Annotated in this window: 10 protein-coding genes; 7 read left to right on the forward strand and 3 right to left on the reverse strand. The window is 71.4% G+C overall.

Annotation, left to right across the window (positions count from 1 at the left end):
* Positions 1-33: 33 nt before the first annotated feature.
* The 5 genes from KIK09_RS21415 (at position 34) to KIK09_RS21430 (ending at position 7,787) form a co-directional block, all read left to right on the forward strand.
* Entirely contained in the window at positions 34-1,572 is a 1,539-nt protein-coding gene (locus tag KIK09_RS21415) for an MmpA family trehalose lipid delivery protein (RefSeq protein WP_214321044.1), read from the forward strand.
* A 104-nt stretch (positions 1,573-1,676) separates the two neighbouring features.
* Complete coding sequence (locus KIK09_RS59290; RefSeq protein ID WP_275956272.1) at positions 1,677-1,811, forward strand: hypothetical protein; 135 nt, start codon at positions 1,677-1,679, stop codon at positions 1,809-1,811.
* Between the two features lie 11 nt (positions 1,812-1,822).
* Positions 1,823-2,626: a glycosyltransferase gene (locus KIK09_RS21420; RefSeq protein ID WP_214321045.1), complete on the forward strand. Its 804-nt coding sequence runs from the start codon at positions 1,823-1,825 to the stop codon at positions 2,624-2,626.
* A complete protein-coding gene (locus KIK09_RS21425; protein ID WP_214321046.1) occupies positions 2,623-3,747 on the forward strand; it encodes a glycosyltransferase family 4 protein in 1,125 nt (374 codons plus the stop codon). Before KIK09_RS21420 ends, KIK09_RS21425 begins: the two co-directional genes overlap by 4 nt.
* A complete protein-coding gene (locus KIK09_RS21430) occupies positions 3,744-7,787 on the forward strand; it encodes an alpha-(1->3)-arabinofuranosyltransferase domain-containing protein (protein WP_214321047.1) in 4,044 nt (1,347 codons plus the stop codon). The genes KIK09_RS21425 and KIK09_RS21430 overlap by 4 nt, the downstream gene beginning before the upstream one ends.
* Here the strand turns inward: KIK09_RS21430 and KIK09_RS21435 are convergent.
* Both KIK09_RS21435 and KIK09_RS21440 read right to left on the reverse strand, forming a co-directional pair.
* Positions 7,714-8,859: an acyltransferase family protein gene (locus tag KIK09_RS21435; RefSeq protein ID WP_214321048.1), complete on the reverse strand. Its 1,146-nt coding sequence runs from the start codon at positions 8,857-8,859 to the stop codon at positions 7,714-7,716. The genes KIK09_RS21430 and KIK09_RS21435 overlap by 74 nt on opposite strands.
* Positions 8,856-9,584, reverse strand: a complete 729-nt coding sequence (locus KIK09_RS21440; RefSeq protein ID WP_214321049.1) for a class I SAM-dependent methyltransferase — start codon at positions 9,582-9,584, stop codon at positions 8,856-8,858. Before KIK09_RS21440 ends, KIK09_RS21435 begins: the two co-directional genes overlap by 4 nt.
* Before the next feature lie 140 nt (positions 9,585-9,724).
* On the opposite strand from KIK09_RS21440, the gene pgfA reads away from it, so the two are divergent.
* Together pgfA and KIK09_RS21450 are read left to right on the forward strand one after the other, a co-directional pair.
* Complete coding sequence (gene pgfA / locus KIK09_RS21445) at positions 9,725-10,627, forward strand: cell envelope lipid trafficking protein PgfA (RefSeq protein WP_250573537.1); 903 nt, start codon at positions 9,725-9,727, stop codon at positions 10,625-10,627.
* Positions 10,628-10,804: 177 nt separating this feature from the next.
* The gene (locus KIK09_RS21450; RefSeq protein ID WP_214321051.1) at positions 10,805-11,911 is read left to right on the forward strand and encodes an NAD(P)H-dependent flavin oxidoreductase; all 1,107 of its coding nucleotides are present in this window, start codon (positions 10,805-10,807) and stop codon (positions 11,909-11,911) included.
* A gap of 221 nt (positions 11,912-12,132) precedes the next feature.
* Here the strand turns inward: KIK09_RS21450 and KIK09_RS21455 are convergent, their stop codons facing one another.
* Positions 12,133-12,939 (reverse strand): crotonase/enoyl-CoA hydratase family protein, encoded by an 807-nt coding sequence (locus KIK09_RS21455; RefSeq protein WP_214321052.1) that lies wholly within the window; start codon positions 12,937-12,939, stop codon positions 12,133-12,135.
* Between the last annotated feature and the right edge of the window lie 130 nt (positions 12,940-13,069).

Genomic DNA, 13,069 nt, shown 5'->3' on the forward strand with positions numbered 1-13,069 from the left:
CCTCCCGAGGAGGACATTAGCCACAATAGCTGGATGCCGTCACTGACCCGAGTCGCACCCGTGCTGGGGCTGGCGCTCGGGCTGCTGGCGCTCGGGCCCGGCCTGGGGCGGGGGTTCGTCCTCCTCCAGGACATGGTCTTCGTGCCGTCGCCGGCGTTCTCCCCGTTCACGTTCGGGCTGGCGGGCGGGGCGGCCCGGGTGGTGCCCAGCGACGCCGTCGTCACCCTGCTGGCCCACGTGCTGCCCGCCGAGCTGGTGCAGAAGCTGCTGCTCCTGGCGATCTTCGTGCTGGGGTGCGCGGGGGCGGCCAGGCTCGGCGGCCTGGTCGCGGGCGCGTTCTACGTGTGGAACCCGTACGTGGCCGAGCGGCTGCTGATGGGGCAGTGGGCGCTGCTGCTCGGCTACGCGGGGCTGCCGTGGGTGGTGCACGCGATGGTCCGCGGGCGGCGGCTGTGGGCGGCGCTGCTGCCGGCCGCCGTCGGCGGGTTCGCCGCCATGCTGATCACCGGTCTCACGGCTGTGCCGCTCATCGGGATGTACGGCAGGGCCGTCCGTGACCGCTGGCGTGGCGCGCTGGTCGTGGTGGGGCTGCTGGTGGCCTTCAGCCTGCCGTGGCTGGTGCCCACGGCGCTGCGGCCCGAGGGGCTGACCGGGGATCCCGCCGGGGTGGACGCGTTCGCCGCCCGGCCGGACGGGCCGCTCGGGGTCGTGGCGAGCCTGCTGTCGCTGGGCGGGATCTGGAACGCCTACGCGGTGCCCGAGGGGTTCGGCTCGGTGGTCGGTTCCGTGGCGCGGCTGGCCGTCGCGGTGGCGGGGATCGCCGGGTTCTGGCTGGCGCGGCGCGACCTGCCCTACGCCAGGGGCCTGGGAGTTGCGGCGGCCCTCGGGTTCGCGATCGCGTGCCTGGGGGTGACCGAGCCGGGGCGGGACGCGCTCAGGTGGCTGGTCGGGGCGTGGGGCGGGTTCGCGGTGGTGCGGGATGCGCAGCAGTTCCTGGCTCCGCTCGCCCTGCTCGCGGCCGTGGGGCTGGGACAGCTCACGGCGAGGGTGCCGGGGCGGGGCTGGGTGGCGGCGCTGGTGGTCGTGCCCGTGCTGGTGCTGCCGACGATGGCCTGGGGGCTGGCGGGGCGGCTGGCGGCCGTGCCGTATCCGGACAGCTGGGAGCGGGCGCGGGCGGTCATCGCGCGGGACGGCGAGCCGGGCGACGTGCTGGTGCTGCCGTTCGAGTCCTACCGCAGGTTCGGCTGGAACGGCGGGCGGGCGGTGCTGGATCCGGCGCAGCGGTTCTTCGCCACGCCGGGGCGGCGGGTGGTCGCGAGCGACGTCATGCGGGTGGGTTCGGCGCGCGTCGGGAGCGAGGATCCGCGGGCAAGAAAAGTAGAACACGTACTAGAAGGGGTCTCACCGGACCTTGCCGCAGCGGGGTTTCGGTATGTCCTAGTCGATGCCGGTACCCCCGAGGAGCTTCAGACCTTCACGCAATGGTTGAAGGGTGCACAACCCGTGGTGGACGCCGCTGAGCTGCGACTGTACCGGCTGGCGGGGCCGGTCGCCCGGGTATCATCCGAATAAGTCCACTGATCAGCGGATTTATTAAGATTTCGTTGAGCTACTTCCGAGTAGCAAGAATTGGTTCTAGGTTAGGTGGGGCCCCCAGCTCGAGGAGGAACCCTCCCGTGATCAAGATTCTGCTAGCCGCGATCATCGGCATTGCCGTGGCAGCCTTGGTGACCACGGTCACGACAGTCTCTTTCACCGGCGCCACCGCGACACCCGTCAACAAGCCGCTGTACAACTACGGCGACCGGTAACCGGCTCTGCCATGCCGCCCTCCCGCCAGGGGGACGAACAGGCGAGCCGACGACCACTGCTTGAGATCGTCGTTCCGGCCTACAACGAGGAACGGCGACTCCCCGGGGGGCTCCTGCAGCTGTGCGCGAAGCTTGCCCGTTTGCCGTTCCCGTCCGCCGTCATCGTCGTCGACAACGACAGCACCGACTCCACGGCCGCCATCGTCGAAGCGTGGCCGGAGGGTCCCGTTCCCGTACGGCTCGCCACGTGCCCGATCCCCGGCAAGGGGGCCGCGGTGCGCGCCGGTCTGTCGCTGACCAAGGCCCCGCTGGTCGGGTTCTGTGACGCCGACATGGCCACCGACCTGGACGCCATCGACGTCGCCGTGGGCCTGCTGCTGTCGGGCGAGCGCGTCGTCATCGGCTCGCGCGCGCACGCCTTCTCCGACGTGGAGAACCGGCACAGCAAGGTGCGCGAGCTGGGCGCGGTCGGATTCCGCGCGCTGGCCAGGCTGCTGGTGCGCGGGGTGAGCGACACCCAGTGCGGCTTCAAGTTCTTCGACGGCCCGCTGGCCCGCGAGGTCGCGGCGGAGCTGGCCGTCACCGGGTTCGCCTTCGACGTCGAGCTGCTGGCCCGCTGCGTGCGGCGCGGCTCGGCGGTGCTGGAGATCCCCGTCCAGTGGCGGGACATGCCGGGCTCGCGCTTCTCGCCCGCCCGGCACAGTGCCGACATCCTGCTGGAGCTGGCCCGGATCTGGGTACGGCTGCGCAACGACTCCCGCTCGCGCGCCAAGCCCGCCTGGGAACAGCCCCTCGACCCCGTCGGCTATCCGTGAACGTCGCCGTGCTCAACTGGCGTGACCCGTGGCACCCCGCCGCCGGGGGCGCGGAGACCTATGCCTGGGAACTGGCCAGGCGCCTGGCGGCCGGCGGCGATCGGGTCTGGTTCGTCACCGCCCGCGCTCCCGGCCAGGCCAGGCACGAGGTCGTCGAGGGGGTACGGCTCGCCCGGATGGGCGGGCCGTTCACCCTCTACCCGCTGGTGCTGGCCTGGCTGCTGGTCAGGCGGTGGCGGTTCGACGCGGTGCTCGACTGCCAGAACGGGATCCCGTTCTTCAGCCCGTGGGTGCTGCCGCGCCGTACCAGGGTGCTGTGTGTGGTGCACCACGTGCACGACCGGCAGTTCGGGGTGCACATGTCGCGCTGGATGGCGGCGCTCGGGTGCTTCCTGGAGGGGCCGGTGTCGCGGTGGACCTACCGGCGGCGCGAGAGCGTGGCCGTGTCCCCGTCGACCGTGCGGGCCATGCGCGAGCGGCTGGGGTGGCGCGGCCCCATCCACGTCGCGCACAACGGGGTGAGCGTCCGGCAGCCGGGAGACGTCGCCAGGACCTCGCGGCCGTCCCTGGTGTGCGTCGGCAGGCTGGTCGCGCACAAGCGGGTGGACCTGCTGCTCGACGCCGTGCCGATCCTGCGGCGGCGGTGGCCCGACCTGACCGTGGACATCATCGGGCGTGGTCCCGACGAGGACCGTCTGCGCGCTCGCCTGCCGGAAGGCGTCACGATGCACAGCTACCTGCCCGAGCAGGACAAGGCCCGGCTCACCGCCCGGGCGTGGCTGCACGTCAGCGCGTCACAGGGGGAAGGCTGGGGGTTGTGCGTCCTGGAGGCCGCCGCGCTCGGCGTCCCGACCGTGGCCTTCGACGTCGACGGGCTGCGCGACGCGATCAGGCCAGGCGAGACGGGCTGGCTGATCCCCGAGGGCGCGGACCTGGCCAAGGGCATCACGGCCGCGCTCGACGAGCTCGACGACGCCTACGGCGAGCGGTGCAAGGCCTGGGCGGCCGGCTTCTCCTGGGACGAGACCGCCGGCCGGGTGGCCGCGCTGCTCCACGGTGAGCCCGAGCGGGGGCGGGTCGCCTGGCCGGTCGCCTCGCGCGTGGTGGGGGAGGAGCAGTGAGCGGGCGGGCCCGACATCGCCTGTGGCTGGCCCTGTGCTGCCTCGGCTTCGCCGTCCTGGCCTTCACCACCAGGCCGGGCAACATCATCGCCGACACCAAGATCGACCTGGCGCTGAACCCGATCGGCTGGCTGCAGCGCGCCGCCCACCTGTGGGACCTGCAGCACTTCGGCCAGCTGCAGAACCAGGCCGCCGGATACCTCTTCCCGATGGGCCCGTTCTTCGCCCTGGGCAAGCTGGTCAACCTGGAGCCGTGGGTCACCCAGCGGCTGTGGCTGACCCTGCTGATGAGCGTGGCCTTCCTGGGCGTGGAGCGCCTGGCCAGGCAGCTCGGCGTCGGCACGCCCGGCACCAGGATCGTGGCCGGGCTGGCCTACGCGCTGGCGCCCCGCGCGCTGTCGATCGTCGGTGAGATCTCCATCGAGTGGCTGCCCGCCGCGATGCTGCCGTGGATCCTGATCCCGCTGCTGACCGCCTCGGAGACCGGCCAGCGGGCCAGGGCCGCCGTCAGGTCGGGCCTGGCGGTGGCCCTGTGCGGCGGCGTGAACGCGGTCGCCGTGCTCGCGGTGCTCATCGCCCCGGTGCTGTACATCCTGACCAGGCCGAAGCCGGTGCCGCGCTGGCGCATGCTGGCCTGGTGGAGCGGGGCCATGGCGGTCGCCACGCTGTTCTGGTGGCTGCCGCTGCTGCTGGTCGGCCGCTACGCCTTCTCCTTCCTGCCCTACACCGAGACCTCCTCGGCCACCACGCAGGTCACCGGACTGACGAACGTGCTGCGCGGCGCCTCCGACTGGGTGCGCTTCCTGCCCATCGACGGCACGACCACCCAGCCCGCCGGATACGCGATCGCCACCTCCGCCCTCGGCGTGGTCGTCACCGGCGTGCTGGCCGCCCTGTGCCTGGCCGGGCTGGCCAGACGCGACCTGCCCGCCAAGGGCTTCATCATCGCGCTGTTCGTGATCGGCCTGCTCGCCCTGGTCGCGGGCCACATGAGCGACCTGGAACCGGTCGTGGCCGAGCCCGTGCGCTGGCTGCTCGACGGGCCGCTGGCCCCGCTGCGCAACCTGCGCAAGTTCGACCCCCTGGTACGGCTGCCGCTCGCCTTCGGCCTGGCACACCTGCTGGCCTGCGTGGCGGGCAGGATCCGGCTGCCGGTCAGGGCCGCGGCCCTGCTGGCCTTCGCCGGGCTCGTGCTGCCGGTGTTCAACCAGGGGCTGGCCGCGCCCGGCGACTTCAAGGAGGTGCCGCTGTACTGGCGCCAGGCGGCCGCCTGGGTCAACGAGAACGCCGGTGACGACGGCGTGCTGGTGGTGCCCGGCGCCAAGTTCGGCGAGTACCTGTGGGGCAGGCCGCAGGACGACCCGATGCAGCCGCTGTTCGACGCCCGCTGGACCACCCGCCAGGTGACGGCCGCCGGATCGGTCGGGCTGACCCGGCTGCTCGACGCCGTCGACCAGCGGCTCACCGCCGGGTACGGCTCGCAGGGCCTCACCGACGTGCTGCGCAGGCTCGGCGTCCACTACCTGCTCGTCAGGAACGACCTGATCCGCGCGAACCTGCAGGGCGCCTGGCCGGCGCGGATCTACCAGGCGCTGCGCGACTCGCCGGGCATCACCAAGATCCGCTCCTTCGGCGGCGAGGTGGGCGACGGCTTCACCGACGACGTGGTCAACTCCGTGGACTGGCCGTTCCCCGCCCTGGACCTGTACGAGGTGTCGGGCAGCGACGACCTGGTCGGCGTGCAGCCGGCCGGCGAGGCGCTGCAGGTGCGCGGCGGCCCCGACTCGCTGCTCACCATGGGCGACCTCGGCCTGCTCGGCGAGGGTCCCGTGCTGGTCAACGGCGACGCGGGCAAGCGCGAGGCGCCGACCGTGGTCAGCGACGCGCTGCGGCTGCGCGAGCGGGCCTTCGGCGAGATCAGGTCCAACTGGACCCCCACGCTGACGGCCGACAAACGCGAGGACTTCTCCGGCGTGCGCGCGCTCGACCTGCTGGAGAACGGCTGGCTGCAGGACACCGCGACCGCGCAGTACGACGGCATCGCCGGCATCACCGCCTCCTCCTCGGTGGCCGACCCCGGCGCCGTGCCAGGCCTGAGCACGTCGGGCCGCGGCCCGTGGGCGGCCATGGACGGCGACTACACCACCGGCTGGGAGAGCGGCGGCTGGGACCGCCCGCAGGGCGAGTGGCTCCGCGTCGACCTGCCGCGGCCGCGGGAGATCCCGCAGCTCAAGGTCACCTTCACCAACACCGTGCTGCTCGGCCAGTCGATCAGGCGGGTCGCGGTGGAGACCGAGGGCGGCACGGTCGAGCAGGACGTGCAGCGGACCAACACGCCGCAGATACTGAAGACCGCCTCCGGCCCGACCAGCTACGTGAAGATCAAGATCCTTGCCACCTACAACGCCAAGTGGAGCTTCGTGCAGCGGGTCGGCATCACCGAGGTGGCGATCCCCGGCATCCTGCCCAGCCGCACGATCCGGCTGCCCGGCGCGGGCGGCGACGTGTTCGTCATGGACCGCGGGCTCGACGGCCGGTCCGACTGCATGCGCAACCAGGACCGGTGGATCTGCAACCCGCTGCTCGGCCGCCCCGACGAGGAGGGCGCCGGCTTCGACCGCACCTTCACCGTGCAGGACGCGGGCAAGGGCGCCGTGCGCGGCTCCGCCATCCTGCGCGACCCCGCGCTCGTCGACCGGTACACCCGGCTCAGCGGCGACCTGACCCAGGTGACGGGGACATCCCAGGCCGGCCAGGACCCGGTGGCCGGCGCGCGGTCCGCCTTCGACGCCGACGCCTCCACCACGTGGATCCCCGCGCCCGGCGACACCGAGCCCACGCTCACGCTCGGCTGGATCGGCGCGCGGAAGGTGTCGCAGCTGCAGGTGGCCAGGCCGGGCGGCGACAAGCAGCCGCTCGACGTGATCGTCACCGGCGACGGCGACGTGGTCCGCAGCGGCCGCGTGGACGCCGGTGGAGTGCTGAAGTTCAAGCCCCTCATCACCAGGAAGCTGCGGATCCACTTTCTGCCCGTCTCCAAGCGGCTCGAGGTCACCGAGCTGATCATCCCCGGCATCACGCCCGCCTCGCGGCCCGAGGGCATCCCCTTCCGCCTGCCGTGCGGGCAGGGGCCGCGGCTCGAGATCAACGGCGCGACCGTGCAGACCCAGGTCAGCGGCACCTACGACGACCTGCTCGAGCAGCGGCCCGTGCGCTTCGCCGCCTGCGCCAAGCCCAAGCTCGTCCCTGGCGACAACCGGATCCGCGCCGCCGGCTGGGACCCCTTCGCCATCGAGAACCTCGTGGTCGGGACGCTGCCCTCCGGCACGCCGCAGGTCGAGGCCTCGGCCGTGCGCGGCACCTGGACGCAGTCGCTGCGCGAGGTGAAGGTCAACGCGCCCAAGGACGCCTTCCTCGTCGTCAACGAGAACTACAACCCCGGCTGGCGCGCCACGATCGACGGCGGGACGCTGCGCCCGGTCAGGATCGACGGCTGGAAGCAGGCCTGGGAACTGCCCGCGGGCACCGCGGGCACCGTGCGGCTCGAGTACCTGCCCGACCGGCCCTACTTCCTCGCGCTGGTCGTGGGGCTGGCGGGGATCGCGCTGCTCGCCCTGGCCGCGCTGGTGCTGCGCGGTCCGCGTCCCGAGCACGTCATGGCCACCGCCGCGGCGGGCGACTCGCGCGTGTCCCGGCTGCGCCTGCCGTACGCGATCGTGCTGGGGCTGGCCTTCGGCGGGTGGGTCGCGGGCTGGCCGGGCATGCTCGCGGTCGTGGTCGCCACGGTCGTCTTCCACCGCGCACGGCAGGCCGAATGGTGGGCGGCGGGCCTGTTCTGCGGCGCCACGGCGAGCCTGGCGGCGGCCATGGTGATCCGTGAGTACGGGGTGGACACCCAGGTGCTCACGGATCACGTGCCGCAGGTGCTGTCCTGCGCCGCGATGGGCGTGCTGTTCGGCAGGCTGGTCAGCGAGCAGGAGCCGCAGGCTGCGGAACCGGAGCTTCCGGCGGAGGCAGAGGTGCTGACCGGCGCCCACTGAGCCGCAGCGCGGGCTCCTCGAGCAGGTGGTAGCTGCCCACGCTGGCCAGCACCGAGCCGACGAAGGTGAAGATCGCCACCTGGGCGAAGTTGCCCGCGAACGGCTGGCTGCCCGTCACCTTGTAGAACAGCGTGATCACCGGCGCGTGCCAGAGGAAGAAGCTGTAGGAGATGCGGCCCAGGTAGGCGGTGACCGGGTTGCCGAGCACCCGGTGGCGCAGCGCGTCGTGCCGTGGCGCCAGCGCGAACGGCGCGACCACGAGGATCGCGACCGTGGCCTCCAGGATCATCCGCCACAGCGACTGCGACAGCGACGGCAGCGTGAGCGTGCGCGGCCCGGCCAGCTCGGTGCTGAGGACCGCGTACAGCAGCACGGCCAGCACCAGCAACTGCGGCGCGAGCTGGTCGATGATCCTGATCTCCTTGAGCCACACCGACAGCACCGCCATGGCCATGCCCGCGGCGAAGAAGATCAGGTGGTAGGGCAGCCAGAGTGCGAGCTGCGGCTGGTCCCAGACGTGCGCGGCGACCGCGGAGCCGATCGAGATCACCGGCAGCACGGCGATGCCGGCCAGCAGCCTGACCGGAGGGTTGCCGCGGCGCGCCCAGGCGTGCAGCAGCCAGGCCAGCAAGGGCAGGACCAGGTAGAAGGCCATCTCGATGGGCATCGTCCACATCTGGTACAGGCCGTCGGGAGCGCGCTTCTGCTCGAAGTAGTTCTGCAGCAGGAGCAGCCACTTGGCCCAGGTGCCCCAGTCGAGCGAGGTGCCCCAGGCGGTCAGCGCCAGGATCGTGACCAGCCAGTAGGCGGGCACCACGCGCAACACGCGGCGCCACACGTAGCGGCCCGCGCCCGGCGGGGAAGTCCCCTCGATGACGGCCCTGGCCCACGGCCGGTAGAGGAGCAGGCCGGACAGCAGGAAGAACACCGGTACGGCGATGCCGAGCCGGGTGGTCATCCAGGCGAACATGCCGTCGCGGTAGATGACGCCGGTGTTCCCGCCCACGTGCAGCACCCAGACGCCGAGCGCGGCCAGCGCCCGGATGCCGTCGAGGGCGGAGTCCCTCTTCACTTGTTCTTGCGCAGCACCAGTATCAGGTTCCACGTGGCGAACTCCCTGACGATGGGGACCTTGAGCATCGGGCGGTACCACCAGGGCAGGTAGCGGGGGAAGGCGTCGACGAGTTCCACGTCGCGCCGTGCCCGCGCCCACCTGAGCCCCTGGGCGACGGAGACCGGGTAGAGGCTGAGCCCGAAGTGGTTCTTGGGCGGCTTGCCGTGCTTCTCGCGATACTTCCGGGCGGCGTAGGCGCCACCCAGGTAGTGCCACGGGGAGGTCTCGTGACCGCCCCAGGGCGAGAGCCAGTTCGTGTAGGCCAGGAAGATCAGCCCGCCGGGGCGCGTCACGCGGACCATCTCGGCGGCCATCCGCCACGGCTCCGGCACGTGCTCCAGGACGTTGGAGGAGAAGCAGACGTCCACGCTGCCGTCGCCGAGGGGCAGGTCCATCGCGCTGCCCAGGATGCCGCCGCCCTCCCGCAGGTCGCCGGCGTCCACGTCGACGCAGACGCAGCGGGCGCCGTGGCGGGCGAACTCGCGGGCGAAGAACCCCGGGCCGCCGCCCACGTCGAGCACGACCTTGTCCTGGAGGTCGGCATACTGTCTGAGCTGGGCCGACGTGTCGGAGGCAAGCGTGGTGTAGTAGCCGTCCCTGTCGTGCTGCTCGGTGCGGAACGCACGGAACAGCCGGATAGATCGCGCCAGGTCGGCGCGCTTCCGGAAATCTCCCGCTTTCATATGTGAAACCACGATAGAACCTGTTTCTATCGATTTGATTGCGGCTCAATACCGGGCAGTGACGCTTGTCACACACTGTCATACTTTGTTGCCGGATACTCGGCAACAGGTTCTAGGAAGCGGAGGCCTTGATGGGTCGCATGTCCACGCTTGTCCTCATCGGGGTCGGAGCGTTCTTCATCGCGCTCGCCCCGCTCCTGAAGTTCTGGGCGGCGCCCAAGCTCATCGCCGCCCCCGCCAACCAGTTCGGCATCAGCGAGCTGGAGGCCAAGGGCGCGCAGTACTTCTCCAAGCAGGACCTCAAGGTCCTCACCGCGGACCTGCGGGTGATCGTCACCACACGAGGCGACGTCAAGGAGGCCAACTCCAATCGCGTGGTCTGGGACGAGGCCACCGTGATCAACGACGTCACCAACGGCCGCCCGCAGATCGACATGTCCGACCGGCGCAGCGCCTTCGACAAGTACACCGGCGTCGGCGTGAACTGCTGCGGCGTCAACATCGGCAAGGCCCCCGTGACGCTGGAGGGGCAGATCTACAAGTTCCCGTTCGACGTGGAGAAGAAGACCTACAAGGTGTTCAACTCCTCGGCGGCCAAGGCCTTCGACGCCACGTTCGTGCGCGAGGACGTGGTCAACGGCCTGCCGGTGTACGTCTTCGAGCAGACCGTGCCCGCCACCAAGGTGACCACGCTCACGGCCCCCGCCTCGGTGCTCGGCATGACCGAGACGGGTGACGTGCAGGTGGACCGCTGGTACGACGGCAAGACCACGTTCTGGGTCGAGCCCACCACCGGCGCCCCCGTCCGCCAGGAGGTGCAGCGGCACGAGGTGCTCAAGACCCAGGACGGCGTGGAGCGCTCGGCGGCCTTCATCGGCACGCTCAAGATGACGGACAAGACAGTGGCCGACCTGGTCAGCAACGCGGAGTCCGGCAAGTCGCAGATGAACCTGCTGCGGAACATCGTCCCGCTGATCCTGCTGATCGTGGGCGCCCTGGCCGTGGTGGCCGGCGTGCTGCTGGCCCGCCGCTCGTCCTCCTGATCCATCCGCTACGGCGGGCCGCACGGATCCCGTGCGGCCCGCCGTATTTGTTTGTCGGGGTTCTCACACATAGTTACTAGAACCCGTTCTGCCTCGTAGGTTACTCGCCAGTACCGACAAAAGGTTCTAGAGTAGAACGCGTTGCAGTTTGTTCGGCCGTCGCCGTATTGTCGGGCCATGCGAACACGTGTCACGGACATGTTCGGAATCGAGTTCCCGATCTTCGCGTTCAGCCACTGCCGGGACGTCGTCGCAGCCGTCAGCAAGGCCGGCGGGATGGGGGTCCTCGGAGCCCTCTACTTCACCCCGGAAGAGCTCGAGACGGAGCTCAAGTGGATCGACGACCACGTGGACGGCCGGCCGTACGGGGTCGACGTGGTCATGCCTGCCTCCTACGAGGGCGCCGACTTCGCCGCCGACGAGCTGGTCGGCAGGCTGCAGGCGATGATCCCCGAGGGGCACCGGCGCTTCGTGGACGGCCTGCTGGCCTCCCACGGGGTGCCCGAGCTGTCGCAAGAGGCCGAGGCGGGCAAGGTGCTGCTCGGCTGGACGGACGCGACCGCGCGCCCGCAGGTCGAGGTGGCGCTCAGGCACCCGATCGCGCTGCTGGCCAACGCGCTCGGCCCGCCGCCCGCCGACGTCGTCAAGCAGGCCCACGAGCACGGCGTGAAGGTCGCCGCGCTCGCCTCCACGCCCAGGCACGCGCTCAAACAGGTCGAGGTGGGCGTGGACATCGTGGTCGCGCAGGGCACCGAGGCGGGCGGGCACACCGGCGAGATCTCCACCATGGTGCTCATCCCGCAGGTCGTGGACGCGGTCGATGTCCCGGTGCTGGCCGCCGGCGGCATCGGCAACGGCCGCCAGATGGCCGCCGGTCTTGCGCTGGGCGCCGAGGGCGTCTGGACCGGCTCGCTCTGGCTGACCGTCGAGGAGGCCGACACCCCGGAGATGGCCAGGCGGCGCATCCTGGAGGCGACCTCCCGCGACACCGTCAGGTCGAGGAGCTGGACGGGCAAGCCCGCCCGGCTGCTGAAGAACGAGTGGACCGAGGCCTGGGAGGCCGAGGACTCGCCCGGCACGCTGCCGATGCCGCTGCAGTTCATGCTGGTCTCGGACGCGCTGCGCCGCATCGGCCGCTCCGACGCCGCCGAGCTGGCCACGTTCCCCGCGGGCCAGATCATCGGCATCACCAACCAGGTGCGCTCCACCCGCGACGTGATCTTCAGCATGATGGAGGAGTACGGCGAGGCGGTGGAACGCCTCGACCGCATCGTCGGCGACTAGTGCAGGCCCTCCATGAGGAAGTCGTAACCGCCGCCGCCGGGGAAGACCCACGCCCCGGTGACGGTGTCGCCGTGGAAGCGCGGCTCCCGGCCGGACAGGCGTAGGCTCCTGCAGGCTCGGCCGGCGGCGAGCCCGACATCGGGATCTCGCGCGTGCGGGCCGAGCCTGCGAGCAGGTCCAGGCAGGCGTTGGTGGCGATCTTGTAGAGCCAGGCCCTCAGGCTAGCCGCGCCAGACGGGAGGACGCTTCTCCTTGAAGGCCCGCGAGCCCTCCTTGGCGTCCTCGGACCCGATCACCGGCCAGCCCAGCTCGTCCGACACCTTCAGTGCCTCGACCTCGTCCATCCCGAGCGTGTCGCGATAGGTCCGCAGGATCGCCTGGACGGCAAGCGGCCCGGAGGCCGCCAGGTCGTCGGCGATCTCCCGCGCGACCGCGAGAGCCTGCCCGTCGGGCACCACCCGGTTGACCAGGCCCATCGACAGCGCCTCCGCCGCCGTGACGGCCCGGCCGGTGAGCAGCAGGTCCATGGCGTGACAGTAGGGGATCTGCCGGGGGAGCCTGACCGCGCTGCCGCCCATCGGGAACAGTCCCCGTTTGGCCTCGAACAGGCCCAGCGTGGCCGACTCCGCCACCACCCGCAGATCCGTGCCCACCAGCAGCTCGGTGCCGCCCGCCACCGCGTACCCCTCGACCGCGCACACGATCGGCTTGGTGGGCAGGTCCTCGCGCAGCAGCCCCTTCCAGTGGAAGTTGGCGATCTGCGCCGCCCGCTCGCGCACCGACGGGTCCTCGGAGGGCCGGCCCATGGCCTTGAGGTCGGCCCCCGCGCAGAACGTGCCGTGCGCCCCGGTCAGGACGGCCGCCCGGACGCCCGGCTCCTGCGACACGTAGGCCCAGGCGGAGGCCAGGCCCACCAGCATGTCCGTGGACAGCGCGTTGCGCGCCTCCGGCCGGTCCATGGTGACGATCACGACGTGGCCGTCGCGCTCGACGCGGCAGTGCGGGGTGCTGATGGGCAGGGTCTCCACGGGGGTGCCTCCCTCTTTGAGCAAGCGCTTGGTGGCAGGCTACCCCGTCAGGTGCGCATCGAATGTGGCTCGTGGGAAATCAAGCGCTTGCTACGGTCTCCGCGACCGGGTTACGCTGCCCAGGCAAACG

Origin of the sequence: Nonomuraea sediminis (assembly GCF_018531495.1) — a bacterium.
GTDB lineage: Bacteria > Actinomycetota > Actinomycetes > Streptosporangiales > Streptosporangiaceae > Nonomuraea > Nonomuraea sediminis.